Source organism: Candidatus Kurthia intestinigallinarum, assembly GCF_003991225.1.
Classification (GTDB): domain Bacteria; phylum Bacillota; class Bacilli; order Bacillales_A; family Planococcaceae; genus Kurthia; species Kurthia populi.
In genome coordinates this window covers 188,717-205,278 of record NZ_JTFC01000031.1, presented here as the reverse complement: position 1 = coordinate 205,278, position 16,562 = coordinate 188,717, and the positions used below count along the sequence as shown (strand labels likewise).

Annotated in this window: 18 protein-coding genes; 17 read left to right on the top strand and 1 reads right to left on the bottom strand. The window is 39.5% G+C overall.

Going from position 1 to position 16,562, the window contains the following annotated elements:
• The first annotated feature begins 1 nt into the window (after window position 1).
• The 15 genes from QI30_RS09635 to QI30_RS09565 all read left to right on the top strand — a co-directional run bounded on the left by QI30_RS09635 (window position 2) and on the right by QI30_RS09565 (window position 14,093).
• On the top strand, window positions 2-706 hold the full coding sequence (locus QI30_RS09635; RefSeq protein WP_020189608.1) for a demethylmenaquinone methyltransferase: 705 nt from the start codon (window positions 2-4) through the stop codon (window positions 704-706).
• A gap of 18 nt (window positions 707-724) precedes the next feature.
• Window positions 725-1,699 carry a heptaprenyl diphosphate synthase component II gene (gene hepT, locus QI30_RS09630; RefSeq protein ID WP_020189609.1) on the top strand — a complete coding sequence of 325 codons (975 nt, stop codon included), beginning with the start codon at window positions 725-727 and terminating at the stop codon, window positions 1,697-1,699.
• Between the two features lie 98 nt (window positions 1,700-1,797).
• A complete protein-coding gene (gene ndk / locus QI30_RS09625; protein WP_020189610.1) occupies window positions 1,798-2,217 on the top strand; it encodes a nucleoside-diphosphate kinase in 420 nt (139 codons plus the stop codon).
• Window positions 2,218-2,348: 131 nt separating this feature from the next.
• A complete protein-coding gene (locus QI30_RS09620; RefSeq protein ID WP_044527274.1) occupies window positions 2,349-3,119 on the top strand; it encodes a CheR family methyltransferase in 771 nt (256 codons plus the stop codon).
• Between the two features lie 227 nt (window positions 3,120-3,346).
• Window positions 3,347-4,528, top strand: coding sequence for a chorismate synthase (aroC, locus tag QI30_RS09615; RefSeq protein WP_126990663.1), 1,182 nt, complete (start codon window positions 3,347-3,349; stop codon window positions 4,526-4,528).
• 3 nt (window positions 4,529-4,531) lie between these two features.
• Complete coding sequence (gene aroB / locus QI30_RS09610; RefSeq protein WP_126990662.1) at window positions 4,532-5,620, top strand: 3-dehydroquinate synthase; 1,089 nt, start codon at window positions 4,532-4,534, stop codon at window positions 5,618-5,620.
• Window positions 5,617-5,979 carry a chorismate mutase gene (aroH, locus tag QI30_RS09605; protein WP_020189614.1) on the top strand — a complete coding sequence of 121 codons (363 nt, stop codon included), beginning with the start codon at window positions 5,617-5,619 and terminating at the stop codon, window positions 5,977-5,979. The genes aroB and aroH overlap by 4 nt, the downstream gene beginning before the upstream one ends.
• 24 nt (window positions 5,980-6,003) lie before the next feature.
• Window positions 6,004-7,107 (top strand): histidinol-phosphate transaminase, encoded by a 1,104-nt coding sequence (hisC, locus tag QI30_RS09600; protein WP_126990661.1) that lies wholly within the window; start codon window positions 6,004-6,006, stop codon window positions 7,105-7,107.
• Entirely contained in the window at window positions 7,104-8,201 is a 1,098-nt protein-coding gene (locus QI30_RS09595) for a prephenate dehydrogenase (RefSeq protein ID WP_126990660.1), read from the top strand. The genes hisC and QI30_RS09595 overlap by 4 nt, the downstream gene beginning before the upstream one ends.
• A 16-nt stretch (window positions 8,202-8,217) precedes the next feature.
• On the top strand, window positions 8,218-9,504 hold the full coding sequence (gene aroA, locus QI30_RS09590; protein ID WP_126990659.1) for a 3-phosphoshikimate 1-carboxyvinyltransferase: 1,287 nt from the start codon (window positions 8,218-8,220) through the stop codon (window positions 9,502-9,504).
• A 170-nt stretch (window positions 9,505-9,674) separates the two neighbouring features.
• Window positions 9,675-10,934 (top strand): tetratricopeptide repeat protein, encoded by a 1,260-nt coding sequence (locus QI30_RS09585; RefSeq protein ID WP_020189617.1) that lies wholly within the window; start codon window positions 9,675-9,677, stop codon window positions 10,932-10,934.
• Between the two features lie 21 nt (window positions 10,935-10,955).
• Window positions 10,956-11,510, top strand: a complete 555-nt coding sequence (locus QI30_RS09580; protein WP_020189618.1) for a ReoY family proteolytic degradation factor — start codon at window positions 10,956-10,958, stop codon at window positions 11,508-11,510.
• A gap of 273 nt (window positions 11,511-11,783) precedes the next feature.
• Window positions 11,784-12,377 carry a DUF1405 domain-containing protein gene (locus tag QI30_RS09575; RefSeq protein ID WP_126990658.1) on the top strand — a complete coding sequence of 198 codons (594 nt, stop codon included), beginning with the start codon at window positions 11,784-11,786 and terminating at the stop codon, window positions 12,375-12,377.
• A gap of 58 nt (window positions 12,378-12,435) precedes the next feature.
• Entirely contained in the window at window positions 12,436-13,116 is a 681-nt protein-coding gene (locus QI30_RS09570; protein ID WP_044527275.1) for a zinc metallopeptidase, read from the top strand.
• Between the two features lie 251 nt (window positions 13,117-13,367).
• Entirely contained in the window at window positions 13,368-14,093 is a 726-nt protein-coding gene (locus QI30_RS09565; protein ID WP_020189621.1) for a C40 family peptidase, read from the top strand.
• A gap of 124 nt (window positions 14,094-14,217) precedes the next feature.
• Here QI30_RS09565 and QI30_RS09560 read toward each other — a convergent pair whose 3' ends face one another.
• Window positions 14,218-15,078 (bottom strand): YitT family protein, encoded by an 861-nt coding sequence (locus QI30_RS09560; protein ID WP_020189622.1) that lies wholly within the window; start codon window positions 15,076-15,078, stop codon window positions 14,218-14,220.
• Between the two features lie 200 nt (window positions 15,079-15,278).
• Between QI30_RS09560 and dapB the strand changes: the two genes are divergently transcribed.
• Window positions 15,279-16,076 (top strand): 4-hydroxy-tetrahydrodipicolinate reductase, encoded by a 798-nt coding sequence (gene dapB / locus QI30_RS09555; RefSeq protein WP_020189623.1) that lies wholly within the window; start codon window positions 15,279-15,281, stop codon window positions 16,074-16,076.
• A 17-nt stretch (window positions 16,077-16,093) separates the two neighbouring features.
• A complete protein-coding gene (mgsA, locus tag QI30_RS09550) occupies window positions 16,094-16,513 on the top strand; it encodes a methylglyoxal synthase (RefSeq protein WP_020189624.1) in 420 nt (139 codons plus the stop codon).
• Window positions 16,514-16,562 lie beyond the last annotated feature (49 nt).

Here is a 16,562-nt window from a genome sequence, read left to right as displayed (position 1 = left end):
AATGGCACAAACGAAAGAACAACGTGTACATGAAGTTTTTGAAAATATTTCAGGCAGTTACGATACGATGAACTCGGTCATCAGTTTCCAATTGCATAAATTATGGCGTAAAGATACGATGGAGCGTATGGCAGTAAAACCTGGCTCTAAATCGCTTGATGTATGCTGTGGTACGGCAGACTGGACGATAGCAATGTCTGAAGCTGTTGGACCCACAGGAGAAGCATATGGTCTAGACTTTAGCCAAAATATGTTAAACGTTGGCATTGAAAAAACAAAGGATATCGACAACATTACCTTACTTCAAGGGAATGCAATGGAGTTACCTTTTGAAGATAATACATTTGATTATGTAACAGTTGGTTTTGGCCTTCGTAATGTTCCAGATTATTTACAAGCATTACGCGAAATGAATCGTGTTGTAAAACCGGGTGGTAAAGTAGTTTGCCTTGAAACATCCCAATCAGAAATTCCAGGCTACCGTCAACTATTCCGCTTTTACTTCCATTATGTTATGCCTGTATTTGGGAAATTATTTGCGAAAAGCTTCAAAGAATATTCTTGGTTACAAGAATCTGCGAACGTATTCCCAGGTGTCAAACAACTGAAAAAAATGTTCGAAAAAGCAGGTATGGAGAACGTCACATACAAACCATATAGCGGTGGCGCAGCAGCGGTGCACATTGGCTATAAAAAACAGCAATAGGCGAGAGAAGGTATTCAAGTGGAAAAGATGAAGCTAAAAATGCTTTATGCTGACTTAAAGTCAGATATCGATGTCATCGAAAAAGAATTAGAAAAAGCGGTGGGCTCGTCTTCACACTTTCTGAATGAAGCTTCTCTACATCTATTACAAGCTGGGGGGAAACGTCTTCGCCCAGTTTTTGTTTTGCTAGCAGCTAAGTTCGGACAATACGATATCCAAAAGGTTAAGCATGTAGCGGTGCCGCTAGAGCTTATCCATATGGGGTCGTTAGTGCATGATGATGTCATTGATAATTCAGAAATGCGAAGAGGTCGTCCAACAGTTAAAGCACAGTTTAACAATCGCATTGCGATGTATAACGGCGACTTTATTTTTGCGAGAGCATTAGAACATATGACGTATATTGATGAAGCAGAAGCGCATCAAGTACTGTCAAAAACGATGGTAGAGATTTGTATCGGCGAAATTTTACAAGTCGAAGATAAACGTACACTCGACCAAAACTTACGTGATTATTTCCGTCGTATTAAGCGGAAAACGGCCATCTTAATTGCCTCAAGCTGTCGTTTAGGTGCGATTGCTGGGGGGACGGATGCACGTACTGCCTGGCATTTAGAGCGTTTTGGCTATTATGTTGGCATGAGCTTTCAAATCATCGATGATATTTTAGACTTCACATCGACAGATAAAAAGCTCGGTAAACCAGCAGGCAGTGATTTGATGCAAGGGAATGTTACGTTGCCGGCACTCTATGCACGTAGTGATGCAGCAATTCGTCCGTTAATGGAAAAGGCACTTGATGGTTCAATGACTGAATCACAGCGCCAAGATATGCTGAGACTGATGCGTAAGTCTGATGCGATGAAGCGCGCACAGCACGTAAGCGATTTATATTTAGAAAAAGCGTTGCGTGAAATTGACGCATTACCTGACAATAAAGTGAAGAAATCATTACGAGATATCGCTTTATACATGGGAAAACGTAAATTTTAAGCGATTCTGCATATAATTTGTTGAATCTTGCTTTATTCAATGATACTATTTATTTTGGGTCTAAAACCTGTATATAACTTGAAGGAGTGTAATTAAACATGGCTATCCAAACAACATTTTTAATGGTTAAACCAGACGGCGTTAAACGTCAATTAATCGGTGATATCGTAGATCGTTTCGAACGTAAAGGTTTCGTACTTAAAGGTGCTAAACTTATGCAAATCTCTCAAGAGCTTGCTGAAAAACACTACGCAGAGCACGCTGAAAAACCATTCTTCGGTGAATTAACTGATTTCATCACTTCTGGTCCAGTATTTGCTATGGTATGGGAAGGCGAAAACGTTATCTCTGTAGCACGTCTTATGATGGGCGCTACTAACCCAGCTGAATCAGCTCCTGGAACAATCCGCGGTGACTACTCAACTACAGTATCACACAACGTAATCCACGGTTCTGACTCTTTAGCATCAGCTGAACGTGAAATCGGCTTATTCTTCAACGAAAACGAATTACACTAATTCGACTTTTGAATAAGTAGAAGCATAACGCTTCGCTTGAAAGCACACTATCTTTTCGGATAGTGTGCTTTTTTTATAGGGCATGATACAGTATAATAGACATAGGACTTTAGGAGAGGAAACGAATGCATATGACAGATTATGAACAGTTTGTGGCAAGCATCAAACGAAAAACAGGCATCGATTTAGCTTTATATAAAGAAGCGCAAATGAAACGTCGTCTAACGTCGCTTTATGAAAAAAAGGGCTTTAAAAGCTTTATGGATTTTTATCATGGCATTGAAGCCGACCGTGCGTTACTTGATGAATTTTTAGACCGTATGACAATTAATGTTTCAGAATTTTATCGTAACGGCAAGCGTTGGGAAGTATTGCAGCAAAAAATCTTTCCGAGACTGTTAAAAGATAATAAGCGCTTGAAAGTTTGGAGTGCGGCATGCTCGACTGGAGAAGAGCCTTATTCATTAGCAATGGTATTATCTAATCATGTACCGTTATCACAAGTTGCGATTCAGGCGACGGATTTAGATAATAATGCGATTGCGAAAGCGAAAGCGGGTATTTACCCAGAACGCTCATTAGCAGAAGTACCAGCCAATATGAAATCTAAATATTTCACACAGGATGGCTCGTTTTATAAAGTATCGAATGATATTAAGCAAACGACGACGTTTAAAAATCATAATTTATTAAAAGATAATTATGATAGTAATTTTGATTTAATCGTTTGTCGTAACGTCATGATTTATTTTACTGAGGAAGCAAAGGATCAAATCTATACAAACTTCAGTAAAGCATTACGCCCAGGTGGTGTGCTATTTGTTGGCAGTACGGAGCAAATCTTTAATCCAGCACGTTATGATTTTGAAATTGAGGATACATTCTTCTACCGAAAAAAATAATAAAACAACATCTAAACGAGAATTTGTGCAATATACAATTTCTCGTTTTTTTAATTTCACGAATATGTAAGCTCTTACAAACTATGCTACAAAAAATAACACGTTAAAATTATTAAAAAGTTCAGTCAATTTATGTGTATAATAGGAATTAGTACTGTAATTTACGAAAAAATATGTTATAGTGAAAAACATATAATTTAATGCGTTGAAGGGAGAAAGTGTTTAATATGAGATATTTAACAGCAGGCGAGTCACATGGACCGCAATTAACAACAATTATTGAGGGGCTTCCTTCATTATTACCATTAAAAGCAGAAGATATTAATAAAGGGTTAAAACGTCGTCAAGGTGGTCATGGTCGTGGTCGTCGTATGCAAATTGAAACCGATACAGTGGAAATTACATCAGGTGTACGTCACGGTAAAACATTAGGTTCACCGGTCGCACTTGTTGTAACAAATGATGACTGGTCGCACTGGACAAAAATTATGGGTGCAGAGCCGTTAGCTGAAGATATCGATCCTTCAGAAATTAAACGTCAAATCTCACGTCCACGCCCCGGACATGCAGATTTAGTTGGTGGGATGAAGTATGGTCACCGCGATTTACGAAATGTCTTAGAACGCTCATCAGCACGTGAAACAACGGTACGTGTCGCTGTTGGTGCAGTAGCAAAACAATTATTAGCAGAGTTAGGCATTAATATTGTTGGCTACGTAACAGAAATCGGTGGTGTAGAAGCAGATAAGGCTGCAACTGCTGGCAAATCTGTAGAAGAAATTCGTGCCATTATTGAAGAGGATGCTTGTTACTGTGCAGACGCAGAAGCTTCAGCTAAAATGGTGGAATTAATTGATGCTACGAAAAAAGCGGGCGATTCAATCGGCGGCATCGTCGAAGTTGTCGTAGAAGGGATGCCAGCAGGTGTAGGTTCATATGTCCATTATGACCGTAAATTAGATGGGAAATTAGCACAAGCAATGCTATCAATTAATGCTTTTAAAGGTGTTGAATTCGGGATTGGCTTTGATGCGGCACATGTGCCAGGCTCTCAAGTGCATGACGAAATTATTTGGGATGAAGAGCAAGGCTATACACGTCGTACAAATCGCTTAGGTGGTCTTGAAGGCGGAATGTCTACAGGTATGCCAATCATTGTACGCGGGGTTATGAAGCCAATTCCAACATTATATAAACCATTAAAATCAGTGGACATCGAAACAAAAGAGGAATTTAAAGCGAGTGTTGAGCGCAGTGATGCCTGTGCAGTGCCTGCAGCATCTGTTGTGGCAGAGCATGTCATTGCATTTGAAATCGCGAAAGCATTACTAGATCAATTCCATGCGGATCAATTTCCACAACTGAAAAAACAAATTGATGATATTAAACAATACGCGAAGGAGTTTTAAGTCATGAAAATACCTGTTGAAACGCCTTCTCACCAATATGAAGTAGTGATTGGCAACCGTAATTTAACGGAGGCTGTCGCGACGATTGATGACAAAATCAACAAGGCGGATAAGCTAATTGTGCTAACGGACGAACATGTTTGGGCGGCACATAAGCAAACCTTTACAGACGTATTCCCTTATGATTTTACAGTGCATGTGATGCCGGCTGGGGAAGCATGTAAAACATTCGAAAATTACTATGCTGTACAAACATTTTTACTTGAGCAAAAAGCGACACGTAAAACGATGATTTTCGCTTTTGGTGGCGGTGCAGTAGGAGATTTAACAGGGTATGTAGCAGCGACGTTTATGCGCGGTGTGCCATTCGTGCAAATTCCGACGACAATTTTAGCACATGACTCAGCAGTAGGCGGTAAAACAGCAATTAATCATCCACTTGGTAAAAATATGATTGGCGCTTTCTATCAGCCAGAAGCCGTGTTATATGATATTCGTTTCTTAGAGACATTACCAAAACGTGAAGTGCGCTCTGGGATGGCAGAAACGGTAAAACATGCATTGATTTCGAATAAACAATGGCTTGAACAATTATTGCAACATACTGTTTATGATTTTAAACAGCAAGAACTTGAACAGCAGCTTGAAAATGGCATTCGCGTCAAAGCGGACATCGTCAAGCGGGATGAGGAAGAGCATTCAGTGCGTAAGTTTTTAAACTTTGGTCATACATACGGTCACGCAATTGAAGCGGCGTCTGGTTTTGGAAAAGTAGCACATGGTGAAGCGGTTATGATTGGTATCGTGTACGCACTGTTACTCGGAGAAAATCATAGTAAGCTGACACATGAGTTCACGAAAGAGGTATTTGCGTTTGCGCTACGTAGTGCGTATCCATTTGAAGCCGTGCACGAGTTTTCATTCGATGAGCTACTGACGTATATGATGAAAGATAAAAAAGTTGAGTATGGCGAGCTACAATTTGTATTACTAAACGAAGTAGGGGAGCCATTTGTACAGAAAATTTCAGTCGAAGAAGCGCGTCAAACCGATGCGCGCTTACGTGCACTTTTACAGGAGGTGGAGAAATGATTCGAGGAATTCGAGGAGCCATTACCGTAGCTCAAAATGATGCAGCTCTTGTATTAGCAGAAACAACGAAGCTATTACATGCGATTATTGCAGCGAATGATGTTGATGCAGCAGATGTAGCATCTGTTATTGCGACGACGACACCGGATATTACAGCCGCATTCCCAGCAAAAGCAGTACGTACATATGACGGCTGGGATTATGTACCTGTTATGTGTATGCATGAGATGAATGTAGAAGGCGCTTTGCCGCTTTGCATTCGCTTGATGGTACATGTCGAAACAACTGTAGCACAAAAAGATATACAGCATATTTACTTAAATGAAGCCGTAAAATTACGACCGGATTTAGTGAAATAAACAATTTATAAAGAGGCGATTTTGATGAAATGGAAAGAAACAGTAAAAGGATTAAAAGCATATGAACCAGGTAAGCCGATTGACGCGGTAAAACGTGAATTTGGTTTAGATGAAATTACAAAATTAGCATCAAATGAAAATCCACTAGGATGCTCACCAAAAGTAAATGCATTCTTAAAAAATACCGATTTTAATTTTGCGCTATATCCAGACGGTTACGCACAAGATATGCGTACAGCTGTGGCTAACCATGCCGGTGTTGCAGAAAAAGACTTATTGTTCGGCAATGGCTCAGATGAGTTAATTAGCATTATTTGCCGCGCGCTTTTATCACCAGAAACGAATACAGTGATGGCAACACCAACATTCTCACAATATAAATTAAATGCGGTTATCGAAGGCGCTGAAGTACGTGAAGTACCATTAAATGCGAATCGTGAACATGATTTAGATGCAATGCTTGCGGCAATTGATGATCAAACATCGGTTGTATGGGTATGTAGCCCGAATAATCCAACAGGTGGTATTACACCAACTGCTGCGATTCAAAACTTTTTAGCAAAAGTACCAGAAGATGTTTTAGTCGTATTAGATGAAGCGTATGTCGAATATGTGATGGACCCAGATTATGCAGATACATTACCACTTTATAAACAGTATAGCAATGTGCTGTTAATGCGTACATTCTCAAAAGCATACGGTCTTGCGGCTTTCCGCGTTGGTTATGCGATTGGTCAAGAAGCATTAGTGCGTAAATTAGATCCTGTTCGTGGACCATTTAACAACACTGTGTTATCACAAGCGATTATTCCAATTGCTCTAAGTGATACAGATTATATTGAAAAATGTCGCGCAATTAATGCGGCAGGTAAGCAACAATATATTGCTTTTTGTGAAAAACACGGCTTAGATTATTACCCATCTGAAACAAACTTTATTTTATTCGAAATTAAAGCAGATAGTAATGAAGTATTCCAAGAGTTAATGTCTCGCGGTTATATCGTTCGTAGCGGTGCGGCACTTGGCGTACCAAATTATTTACGTATTACGATTGGCACTGAGCAACAAAATGCTGGATTACTTGCACAACTGGAAGATATCTTAACGAAAAAAGGCGTACTTGCTTGAGACAAACCGTTCTGATCGTAGGGCTCGGACTCATTGGCGGCTCCATCGCGCTCGCTCTACAAAAATCACCGCAAAACTGGGTGATCGGTTATGATGCAAATCCAGATACGCTTCAAAGTGCAAAAGTGTTAGGTGTTGTTAATGAAACGACGCTAGATCCACAGCAAGCAATTCGTTATGCAGATGTGTGTATTTTTGCAACGCCTGTAAATGCTACGCTTGAATGGATGGAAAAATTAAAATCATGGGAACTTCCGCCGAATTTAATTGTTTCTGATACGGGAAGTACAAAGAGTTTAATTATGGATAAGGCGAGTGAGTTACAAGCGAAAGGCATTTCATTTATTGGTGGACATCCAATGGCAGGATCACATAAAAGTGGAGTGCTTGCGGCAAAACCAATTTTATTTGAAAATGCATATTATATGCTGACACCATTAGCAGGTGAAAACCCTGCACATGTCGACCAGCTTCATGAGCTATTAAAGTTAACGAATGCGAAATTGATGGTTGTTGATGCCGATGAGCATGACCATATGACGTCGATTGTGTCACACTTTCCACATGTTGTTGCCGCATCACTTGTGCATCAATTATCCGAAGAAAACGACGGAAACAAGTTAACGAAACAATTAGCTGCGGGTGGTTTTCGTGATATGACAAGAATCGCTGCCTCAGAGCCACAAATGTGGAGCGATATTGTACAGCAAAATAAGAAACATATATTAGAACAACTTCATCGTTGGCAGGCGGAGATGACTCGGGTTGAAGCGATTATCGAGCGTGACAATGAAGAAGAAATTACCGCGTTTTTTGCAGGGGCAAAGAACTTCCGTGATGACTTACCATTAACGCAAGGAGCGATGTTCTCGACGTATGATTTATATATTGACGTACCTGATCATCCTGGTAGTATTGCGGAAGTAACGGCATTACTTGCACAAGAACGCATTAGTATTACCAATATTCGAATCGTTGAAACGCGTGAAGATGTATTCGGTATTTTAGTCGTAAGCTTTACGAGTGAAGAGGACCGTAATCGTGCGGCTGAATGCATTAAAACACGTAGCCCATACGAATATTATATTGCGTAACCGAGGAGGAATTTTGATGACGTCTAAAACGTTACAATTTAAAAAACCTTCATTGAAGGGGACGATTACTGTACCGGGAGATAAATCTATTTCGCATCGTTCGGTAATGTTTGGTGCGATTGCAAAAGGTACAACAACGGTGGAAGGCTTTTTACTAGGTGATGATTGTTTGAGCACAATCGATTGCTTCCGTAAACTCGGTGTCGATATCACGCTTGATGATACAAATGTTACGATTACAAGCGATGGCATGGATGCGTGGCAGGAGCCAACCGACATTTTATATACCGGCAATTCAGGCACAACGACGCGACTAATGCTTGGTCTATTAGCAGGCTCATCCGTCCATGCGGTGTTAAACGGTGACGCCTCAATTGGTAAACGTCCAATGAAGCGTGTCATCAATCCACTACGTGACATGAACGCCCATATTACAGGGCGTGCAGATGGTCAGTACACACCGCTTGCTGTACAAGGGAAAACACTTACACCAATCGATTACACGATGCCTGTAGCAAGTGCACAAGTGAAGTCGGCAATTTTATTAGCAGCGCTAAATGCAGACGGGACAACGATTGTTCGTGAGCAGGAACCTTCTCGTGACCATACGGAGCGCATGCTACGCCAGTTTGGTGCGGACATTACATCTAAAGATGGCGTCATTACTTTTAGAGGTGGGCAAAAACTTACTGCAACACATGTATCTGTCCCTGGTGATATTTCATCAGCAGCCTTTTTCTTAGTAGCGGGCGCGCTAGCGAATGAGAGTGAGATTACACTGCATAATGTCGGCTTAAATCCAACACGTACAGGTATTATTGAGGCACTTGAAGCAATGGGTGCCAATATGACAATTACAATCGATGACGAAGCGGCTGCAGAGCCAACCGGTACGATTGTTGTGAAAACGTCTAACTTAAAGGCTACAACGATTGGCGGCGCTGTTATTCCGCGATTAATCGATGAAATTCCGATTATTGCGCTTCTTGCGACACAAGCACAAGGGAAAACGATTATTAAAGATGCGGAAGAATTGAAAGTAAAAGAAACCAATCGTATTGATGCGGTTGTTGATGAACTGACAAAACTTGGTGCAAACATTACTGCAACAGAGGATGGTATGATTATTGAAGGACCAACACCGCTACATGGTGCAACACTTCATACATATGGTGACCACCGTATTGGAATGATGGGTGCTATTGCAGCACTCATTACAGATGGTGATGTTACGTTAGATGATGCGGATTGTATTGCTGTATCGTATCCAACATTCTTTGATGATTTATCAACGTTACAATAATGAGAAGCAGGAGTTGTGCGTGAGCATGATTTCTGCTTTTTATGTCTTTAAATTCACTGATTCGATATAGTTATGAGCGAAGTTGTGCTTTTTAGGCATTTTTCTTGAGAAAAAAGATGCGCTCCTGTACGATAAAGGAATGACAAATTTCGTAGAATCAGGTGAGTATTATGAACACGCAACAACCAATTATTGAGGCCATTCAAAATGGTGATTTACATGCATTACATCATGCTATCGAGGATTTACTCGTATCAGCCGATGCCAACGAACAATATGAAATGGCTGATTACTTAATGAACTTCGGTTATTTAAAACAAGCCGATGAAATTTATGCACATCTTGTTTATTTATTCCCAGAGGAAGCACAGTTGAAAATTGACCGCGCAACCGTTTTAATGGAGCTTGAAGCAGAGGATGAAGCACTTGAAATGTTAATGGACGTCAAAGAAGACGCACCTGAGTACCCACAGGCGCTATTAGCTTTAGCGGATTATTATCAAATGCAAGGGCTATATGAGGTAGCAGAGCGTCATATTGATCACGCGATGGAGTTACTTCCCGCAGAGCCGTTATTATTATTCGCAAAAGCCGAATTAATGATGGAAATGGGCCGTTTATCTGAAGCAGCACGACTTTACGAAGAAGTGTATGCAACCGATAAAGAAATTGCAGGGGTTCGTATTATCGAACGCTTAGCGGACGTTCATCGCCAAGGCGGCTCGTATGAAGAAGCGCTTCATTATTATCAGCATGCGCTAAAAGATACGACATCAGCCGATTTATTATTTGGTGCGGCGTATGCGTCATTTCAAGCGGAGCAATATGAGCAAGCCATCCGCTATTTAGAAGACTTGAAAGTATTTGACCCTGACTACTTCGCAGGATACTTATTGTTAGCGCAAAGCTATGCTATGCAAGAAAACAATAAAAAGGCGTTAGAAGTAATCAAAGAGGGTATTACTAGAGATGAGTACGATAAGGAACTGTATTTATTTGCTGGTAAAATGGCCATTAAAAATAGCTTACCAGAAGAAGCAGAGGCATTTTTACGTCAAGCGATTGCATTAGACCCAGAGTATATGGAAGCGGTGTTAACGCTTGTGTCAATGCTATCAAATGATGAACGCGATGAAGAACTTATTGAAATTGTTGAAGGATTACACACAATCGATTTTGAATGGTCAACATTATCTACATTTGCTGCAGCTGCATACGATCGCTTAGAGGATTATGAGAAAGCGAGTAAACATTATGCAAATGCGTATCAAGATCATGATGACGATGCTTTATTCTTAGAGAAGTATGTATACTTCCTATTGGAAGATGGCCAGCATGATAAAGCGAAAGAAGTAGCGAAAAAATTAAATGCCTTACAGCCAGAAGAACAAGAATGGCTAGATTTACTTACTCGTTTTGATGAACAATAATCATTTGGGGAAGTGATATTAATGGAAACATCTATTTCAAACAAAGATAAAAAAACATTTGTCCGTTGGTTTTTAAAACGTTTTGATTTAAAACGTCGCGAATGCGTATGGATTTTAAATTATATTATTGGCGATGATGATTTATTAAGCCAAGTGCATTTTGTAGAAGATGCGCATTACTGTCCGCGTGCACTCGTTATTTCAACGACTGAATCAAGTGGTATCCCATTCCGCTTTTATAAAGGCAATATTATGACAGCGGACCCAGAGAAATCGTTCCATGATTTACGTATGAATAATGAAAAAGCAATTTATATTCAATTGAACTTTCCGAAACAACCGCCAGCTGAACAATACTTAGCGGTACTAGAAGAGAATCCGTTTATTCCTTCGTATATGCAAATTTCGTCGGAAGATAAGCAAGTAGCGCAGAAAATGTTATCGAAAAGCGTCTATGAATTCCAACATAGTAATTTATTACAGCAAATCGATGCAGCACTCGATGCAGGCAATAAAGACAAGTTTTTAGAACTAACCGCTTTATTAAACGATTTAGAAGCAGAGACAGCGCAATAAAAAGACTAGGACAGATTCAAACTCAATTTATCAATTGAAAGTAAAAGGAAAAGGCTTTGACATACGTATAAAAACAACCGTTCATATGAGCATAAGAAAAACCGGAATCGCGCTGTAGCGCGGTTCCGGTTTTTTCATTGCGAACGCTAAAAAAGGAAAATGGCGTGTTTTGTCCCAGCCTCTTCTTTTCTTATGCTCCTTTTTTGAGCTTGAGTTGTCTTTTTCTACGCAAGTAGGCGCTTTTCACCTATAATCAAATAAAGGGGGAGAATGATGCAATTGATACGAAATATATTATTCGCAAAATGGTTTTTAGTTTTACTATTGCTCATTAATATTGGTGGAACAGTTTATGGCTATATCTGGTACGGTTGGCAGCTAGAACAAACTGCGCCAATCTTTTGGCTTTTCGTACCAGATAGTCCAACAGCGACATTATTTTTCTGCTTTGCCATTGTCGGTTGGCTCATGGATCGCCATTTTCGCATATTTGAAGCATTAGCACTCGTTACGAATGTAAAGTATGGAATTTGGGCTGTTGTTATGAATATCTTTACAATCATTCAATTAGATGGCAATGTGGGCTGGCAGGCGTATATGCTCATTGCAAGTCATGGGCTAATGGCAGTACAGGCACTACTGTACATACCGAAATATGATTTTAAACCGGTGCATATTATCATTACAGCGATTATCGTCTTGCATAATGAAATCATTGATTATGTTTTTGGTCAAATGCCGATTTATAGTGTATTAAATGAGTATATGAACGGAATTGCCTATTTCACATTCTGGCTATCAATTGGTAGTATTTTACTTGCGCTTTTTGTGTATAAACGAAGCCTTTTAGTTGCGAGGAAGTACTAGCGCCTTATACAATAGAACTATGAATGATATAGGAGGAATGTAAACAGTGTCTATCGGTATGATGATTGTTTATTTCGCTGTTTTAATGTTATTACCACTTTATGCACAGCGAAAAGTGAAGTCGACATATAAAAAATATTCACAAGTTCAATCGACTTCTAATATGACGGGGGCAGAAGTGGCGCGTCGTATTTTAGATATGAATGGTTTAGAGAATGTTCGCGTGGAGCCAGTAGCGGGTGTATTATCGGATCATTATGATCCAACTGACCGCGTTGTTCGCTTATCAGAGAGTAATTTTTATGAGGCCTCTGTTGCAGGTACTGCAGTAGCAGCCCATGAAGTTGGTCATGCGATTCAACATAAAGAATCGTATAATTTCTTAACAGTACGTTCTAAATTAGTTCCTGCTGCTACTATTTCATCAAATGCTTCATGGATTTTCATTATGATTGGGATGATTGCTTCTTGGCAACCACTAATGTTAATCGGAATTATCCTATTAGCAATCGGTGTAGTATTCCAGTTGGTGACATTACCAGTAGAATTCGATGCTTCTAAGCGCGCAATGAACCAAATTGTTGAATTAGGCATTATTCGCAATGAAGAAGAAGCTTCCGCTCGTAAAGTATTAAATGCCGCAGCGATGACATATGTCGCAGCAGCAGCAACGGCTGTCATGGAATTAGCCCGTTTATTACTAATGTATACAGGTATGGGAAATAACAGAGAAGACTAATCAAAAAAACATCAATTTCTATTATAGGAATTGATGTTTTTTTATGTTTATTTAATTCGAAAATCAGTTTTATATTAAAAATCGTCATATAATGTATTATGTTTGTTACATTTTTGTAATGTTTTTGACCTCTTATCGTATTGTTTATTGTGTAAAGTAGTGATTGTGAAAAGCAACACAAACTAACATTTAAAAATACTAACTTAATTATATAAAAAAAATAACGAATATGAATGGAGAACATAAACACTATGAAATTAACAAAAACGATGACATCACTAGCGTTAGCATTTACAGTAGGACTATCAGGAGTAGCAACTACATCTACAACATTTTCACCAGTAGATTCAATTGAAGCAAAAGCAGCAACAACAATTGCATACAAAGCAAAATTATTTGTAAACTCTCCAGATGGCACATTAAACATGCGTAAATCTGCAAGTGCTACATCTGCAAAAGTTCAAACATTAAAACAAGGCAAACAAGTAAATGTAACAAAGAAAAAAGTTGTTGGTGGCGCAACGTGGTTATACGGGACAGCTTCAGGTAAAAAAGGCTGGATGAATGCTAAATATTTATCTTCTAAAAAAGTTACACAAGTATCAAATTCTTCAAACTTTAGCTCAGCAATTTCTTATGGCGCACGCTTCTTAGGCACACCATATGTATGGGGCGGCACAACACCATCAGGATTTGATTGCTCAGGTTTCACTAGTTATGTATACCGCAATGCATTAGGTAAATCAATTCCACGTACATCAGGTGCACAATATACAGCGTCTAAGAAAATCTCTAAATCACAACTACAAGTTGGTGATTTAGTATTCTTTAACACATCAGGTGGCGGTGTATCACACGTATCAATCTACGCTGGTAACAATAAATTATTACATGCTGCTGGTAAACAAGTTAAATACTCAAACCTTTATGATGGTTACTGGAACAAACGTATCGTAGGTTACGGTACATTCCGCTAGTTCATACAATGGGGTGTCTCTTATGAGGCATCCTTTTTTATTTTATTATGATAATGAAGTCTTTTGATAATATAACGAAAAACGACCGAATGTATAAATTTTTATACATTCGGTCGTTTTTTGTCTATCGGTTGATTGGTTGCTTTTTATCATCGAGTGTAAAGCCTTCACCTGCAACGTCATGAACTTCTGAAATACTCATGAACGCGTGTGGGTCAATCCCATTCACAATCGATTTTAATTTAAATAATTCATTTTTAGAAACGACACAATAAATAACGCGTTTTTCTTCGCGTGTATAATAGCCATTCCCATGTAGCAATGTGACACCACGATCAAGTTGTTTCGCAATTTTAGCAGCAATGGCTTCATATTCACCTGAAATGATAAATGCGCCACGTGCAGCATATGCACCTTCTTGCACAAAATCAATAACTTTTGCACAAACAAATACAAATACGAGCGTATAAATTGTTGTACGTGCATTTAAATACGTCAACATCGATAAAGAAATAACAATGGCATCAATTAATAACATCGTCTTGCCCATCGACCAACCAAAATATTTATGAACAACACGCGCGATAATATCTGCACCACCTGTTGTACCCCCGTAGCGGAATACAATACCAAGACCCCCACCTAAAAAGACACCAGCAAGCAGTGTTACAAGAAGCATATCGTCATGTAGGTCAATATGGAAGTTCATATGCTGGAACACTTTAATAAAGAGTGATACAGAAATAGTTCCAATTAATGTATAAATAAATGAACGACGTCCGAGAATTTTCCAGCCGATAATAAACATCGGAATATTTAAGATGATGTTCATTAAAGCGGGGTCAAGGCTAAAGACGAAGTATAAAATTAGTGTGACACCAGTAATGCCACCTTCACCGAGCTCGTTTTCCATATTAAAGTTAACGAGACCAAATGAGTAAAGCGCAGCACCTAGCATGATGAACACAATGTTTTTGAGTTTCAAACAAGTCCCTCCTAGATGATTTTTCAGTCAAGTCATACACGACTACAAAAAATTTTGGTACACTATGTGTAAGCCGTTTATCAGCTGGCTCATAGGTTTCTATTATCGTTTATTTACACATAATTGACAACCTTAATCGCGACACGTTTTACGTTCTAAGCGATAACAAGGGGATACATACACATTGGAGGAATGAAATAATGACAGTTCGCGTAGCAATTGCAGGACCACGAGGTAAAATGGGGAAAGAAGCAGTACATACCGTAATGAAAGCGACCGATATGGAGCTTGTAGCTGTATTGGACCATCGTGAGATTGCGATGAACCTAACAGCATATAGTGAATTTCCAGAAAACTATGACGTTGCGGTTTATACAGATTTAGAAGCGTTAATCAAGGATACCAAGCCGGACGTATTTGTTGATTTAACGACACCAAAAGCCGTCTATACACATACGAAAACATTGCTCGAGCATCATGTACGTCCAGTTATCGGCACAACAGGTTTTACAGATGAGCAATTGCAAGAAGTAACGGATTTAGCGAAAGCAAATGGCACAGGCGCAATTATCGCACCAAACTTTGCGATTGGTGCAGTGTTAATGATGAAATTTGCGGCAGAAGCGGCGAAATATATGCCAGATGTTGAAATTATCGAACTACATCATGACCAAAAATTAGATGCACCATCTGGTACAGGTGTCAAAACAGCACAGTTAATCGCTCAAAATCGCCCAGCCCATAAACAAGGGCATCCTGAGGAACATGAAACAATCCAAGGTTCACGCGGTGGCGATATCGAAGGTATGCGTATTCATAGCGTACGTTTACAAGGCCTTGTTGCACATCAAGAAGTGTTATTTGGTGGCGAAGGCCAAATGCTGACAATTCGTCACGATTCATATAATCGCGCTTCGTTTATGTCGGGTGTGAAATTATGTATTGAAAAAGTAGTCGACTTAAATGAACTAGTTTACGGCTTAGAAAATTTATTATAAGATAGGAGCGTTTTTTTATGAAAATCGCTTTAATTGCGCATGATAAGAAGAAAGATGATATCGTGCAATTCTCAGTAGCATATGAGCAAATTTTGGCTGAACATGAGTTGTTTGCCACAGGGACAACGGGACTGCGTATTATGGAAGCAACGGATTTAACGATTACACGCTTCCGTTCGGGTCCACTTGGCGGTGACCAACAAATTGGTGCCATGATAGCCGTCAATGATATGGATTTAGTGCTCTTTTTCCGCGATCCATTGACAGCGCAACCACATGAGCCGGATATTTCGGCGTTAATGCGTTTATGTGACGTTTATCAAGTCCCTCTTGCTACGAATATGGGGACAGCGGAAGTGCTGTTAAAAGGTTTACAAGAGGGCTTTATTGACTGGCGCTTACTTGCTGAGCGTCGCAGTGCCTCACAAACGAAATAATATGATACTGTATAAGGTGTAGCTAATCGTAGCTACACCTTTAGTATGA